Genomic DNA, 3,489 nt, shown 5'->3' with positions numbered 1-3,489 from the left:
GACAGGCCGAGCCGGTCCAGCACGCCCAGCCCGGCGAGCGCCGCGAGGGCTGCACCGCCCGCGCCGAAGCAGAGGTCGGCGATCGGGTCGTGGCGCCCGTGGGGGCCGCGACCGCGGCGGGCCCAGCGCACCCGGTGGGCCGCCCCGGCCAGCGCCGCGACGCCGACCACCGCACGGGCGAGCGCCGGCCGCCGTGCGGTTACCAGGTGCCGTTCGGGTACCAGGTGCCGTCCGGGTACCAAGTGCCGTTCGGGTCCCAGCTGCCGTGCGGGTTCCGCCCGCCGCACCGCCCCCGCCGGCCCGGCCCCGCCGCCCAGCTCACGGCGCAGGCGGTCGCCCAGGCCCGCCAGGGCCAGCGCCGAACTCCCGTACTGCAGCACCGTGCAGAGCGGCACCCCGGCCACCCGGCGCTCCAGCACCGGCACCAGCCGTCCGCCGACCCGCCCGGGGTGGGTGAAGGCGTCCCACCCCACGTGACCGGCCGCGCCGATCGCGGCCGAGAGCGCGAACGCGGCCAGCTGCCGCGGCGGCGGGTCAGTGCGCGGCGGTCGCCCGCCGCCCGGCGGTCGCTCGGTGGCGGCCGCCGCGGGCTCGGCCCAGCGCACCGGCAGCAGCGCGAGCAGCGGCCGGCGCAGTACCGCCTGCCAGCCGGCCACCAGCACCCCGGTGAGCGCCACGTCCACCGTGGCGACCGCCCACCAGCGGTGGGTGGGCCCACCGAAGCGGTACACCCCGGGCAGCCAGGACTCGGCGAAGAACGGCAGGTCCGGCGCCATCGACCCGGCCACCAGCCCGCAGGCCACCAGCGGCCCGCGGCCCCGCAGCCCGCGCAACAGCGGCAGCACGGCGGCGGGGTGGCTGAACGTGAACGGCACGAGGACCATCCTGGCCGACCCACCCGCCCCGCGCGCCCGGGACACCCGGGGCGGCGCCACCGACTCAGAGCCCCTCGATGGCCTTCCCCAGGTCCGGACCGTAGGAGGCCCAGCAGACGAGCGAGCCGTCGGTGGTGTCCAGGTCGCCCATGAACCACTCGCCCTCGGCCAGGGCCAGGCACAGGCCGGAGAAGCTGAGGACGACCTCGACCGGGAGCTCGACGTACTCGGCCCGGCGGTGGTCCTCGATCACCACGAACCGCTCCCCCGACAGCAGACAGGCGTCGGTGTCCCCGGACTCCGCGCGGACCCGCTCGATCGTCCACCCCTCGGGCAGTGCGCCGTCCATCGCTCCCCCACGCGGTCCGGTCCGGTCGGTCACTCGTCCGCCGGCTCCGGCCAGAAGACCACGGTCTCGGCGGCCGCCGCGCGCAACGCGTCGCCGTCCAGCTCGAACCGGGACTCCGTCAGCCCCTCGGCCGGCCAGGAGTGGACGATGGTCACCGGCCCCTCCTCGGGCAGGCCCCAGACCCAGAAGCCCTGGTCCCAGTGGTCCTCCGACCCGCCGCCGTCCTCGGCGGAGATCACCGGCGGCTGCGGCCCGTCCGGCGTGCGCCGCTCCACCGACCAGCCCTCGTGCGCGACGGCCCGGCGACCGTCCGGGAAGAGCACCCCGAGGCGCAGTTGGTCGGCGCTGCCGCGGTCCTGCGCGATCGGGGGCATCCAGTCCAGCGCGTCGCCGCGCCCGGGCCCGTCCGGCCGGCGGTCCCGACGCACGTGCACGGTGAACTCGAACCCCGCCGGGAACACCCGCAACCCGTCGGCGAAGACCACCAGCTGCGGACTGCGCACCAGGAAGTGGCCCAGCGGCAGGCCCACCGGCATCACGCCCTGCGGCCGCAACCAGCGCGGTTGCCGGGGCCGTCGGGGGTCGGGCATCGAGTCGGAGTAATCCATGTGGGTGAGTCTGACACTCGGTCAGGCATGGCTGCGCGCCCTTTCCGGATCCACTCGCCCGGGCCGTCAGCGGCGGCGACGGTCGGGGCCCGTCCCGACCCGCTCGCCGAACCTCCGCCGCTACTTGAGGCTCCCCGCCCCCCGTGCCGCCGGGCGGCCGGCCTCCAGGTAGCTCGGGGTGCCCGCGCCGCGGGCGGCCAGGGCGCCCGCCAGCCGGCGATGACGGCCGGCGGAGAGCAGGCGTTCGGACTCGTCCAGGGTGACGAAGCGCCAGTCCCGCAGCTCGTCCGGGGGCAGCCGCAGGGCCGCCCGCTGGGCGGCGGTCAGCCGGCCGCCGTCGTAGACCAGGCGCAGGCCGCCGCGGCGCGGGCCCACCCGCGGTTCCCAGTCGACGGTGAGCAGCCGCAGCTCCGCCGGGTCCAGCCGCAGGCCCAGCTCCTCGGCCGCCTCGCGCACCGCCGCCAGGGTCGGTGCCTCGCCGCGCTCCACCACACCGCCGGGGAACTCCCAGTCCGGCTTGTAGACGGGGTCGACCAGCAGCACCCGGTCGTCGTCGTCGAAGAGCAGCACCGCGGCGGCCACCGTGTCGCCACCGGAGTCGTTGCTGCGCACGATCGGGCAGCGCGCGGCGCCCTCCTCGACCAGCGCGGCCAGGGTCTCGGCGGCCTGACGTGGGGTCAGGTACGTGCTGTCGACCACCAGCGCGTCGCGGTGCAGCCAGGACTGGGCCGCGCGGTAGGCGGGCAGGTGGGCCAGCCGCCAGGCCCGGCAGCGTTCGGCGGCGACCGGATCGCCCGGTTCGTCCACCGCCCGGTCGATCCGCCGGCGCAGGATCGTTTCCTCAACGTGCAGCACGAAATGGTGCACGCCCAGCCCGCGGGCCGCCAGGGCGCCGAAGATCTCGTCCCGGTAGGCCTCCCGAAGCAGGGACATCGGGACCACCAGCGGGCCCGGCACCTCGGCCGCCACCGCCGCGGCCAGCTCCGGGACCAGTCGCCGCCAGGCCGGCAGGTCCTGGAAGTCGGCCACCTCGGCGAGCCGGCGGGCGGGCAGCACCCGGCGCAGCAGGTCGCCCGCCTCCTCCGGATCGAAGAGCGTGCTGCCCGGCAGCAGGCCGACCAGCTCGCGGCAGACGCTGCTCTTGCCCGCGCCGAATGTCCCGTTGACCCAGACGATCACGACTCCCCCTGACCTCGGGCGAACCCGGCGGTGTGCGCGCCGGGCGGCTGCCGGGCCCACCACGTGGAGCCGCCGGCCTCGCCGCCATCCCCCGACGCGTCGGATGCCCGGGCACCCCTGGTGGTGGTACCCGCCGGGCCCGACGTCTCAAGCCTGCCGCTCGACCCGGACGTCATTTCTCGGCCCCGGCCGCCAGCGCCGCGGCCGCGGCCCCGACCAGTCCCGCGCCGGTGGCCAGTTCGGCCTGCCGCACCTGCAACCCGCGCACGTACGACAGCGTCGCGTACTCCCCCAGCCGCTCGCGCAGCGGGCCGAACAGCAGCTCGCCGGCCTGGGCCACCCCGCCGCCGATCACCACCACGTCCAGTTCGACCAGCGTCGCGGCCGCCGCGATCCCCGCGGCCAGCGCCTGGCCGGCCCGGGCGAAGGCGGCCAGCGCGAGCGGATCGCCGGCCCGTGCCGCCGCGGCCACGCCGGC

The 3,489-nt window shown here is 77.3% G+C and carries 5 protein-coding genes; all 5 read right to left on the bottom strand.

Annotated elements, in window-relative coordinates:
- A partial coding sequence (locus tag ACQRUO_RS38975; RefSeq protein ID WP_428320926.1) for a DUF4184 family protein occupies positions 1 to 875 on the bottom strand: 875 nt, incomplete at its 3' end.
- A 64-nt stretch (positions 876 to 939) separates the two neighbouring features.
- Positions 940 to 1,224: a hypothetical protein gene (locus ACQRUO_RS38970; RefSeq protein ID WP_428320925.1), complete on the bottom strand. Its 285-nt coding sequence runs from the start codon at positions 1,222 to 1,224 to the stop codon at positions 940 to 942.
- A gap of 29 nt (positions 1,225 to 1,253) precedes the next feature.
- Positions 1,254 to 1,832: a hypothetical protein gene (locus ACQRUO_RS38965; protein ID WP_428320924.1), complete on the bottom strand. Its 579-nt coding sequence runs from the start codon at positions 1,830 to 1,832 to the stop codon at positions 1,254 to 1,256.
- A gap of 120 nt (positions 1,833 to 1,952) precedes the next feature.
- The gene (locus tag ACQRUO_RS38960; protein ID WP_428320923.1) at positions 1,953 to 3,011 is read right to left on the bottom strand and encodes an NUDIX hydrolase; all 1,059 of its coding nucleotides are present in this window, start codon (positions 3,009 to 3,011) and stop codon (positions 1,953 to 1,955) included.
- A 172-nt stretch (positions 3,012 to 3,183) separates the two neighbouring features.
- On the bottom strand, positions 3,184 to 3,489 hold a 306-nt coding region (locus ACQRUO_RS38955; protein ID WP_428320922.1), incomplete at its 5' end, for an ROK family protein.

This window comes from Kitasatospora sp. LaBMicrA B282 (genome assembly GCF_050325825.1).
Classification (GTDB): domain Bacteria; phylum Actinomycetota; class Actinomycetes; order Streptomycetales; family Streptomycetaceae; genus Kitasatospora.
This window is presented reverse-complemented; position numbering and strand designations above follow the sequence as displayed.

Excerpts from the sequence above, each read along its gene's own strand:
- ACQRUO_RS38970 (WP_428320925.1), bottom strand. The coding sequence starts at position 1,224 with ATGGACGGCGCACTGCCCGAGGGGTGGACGATCGAGCGGGTCCGCGCG.
- ACQRUO_RS38965 (WP_428320924.1), bottom strand. The coding sequence starts at position 1,832 with ATGGATTACTCCGACTCGATGCCCGACCCCCGACGGCCCCGGCAACCG.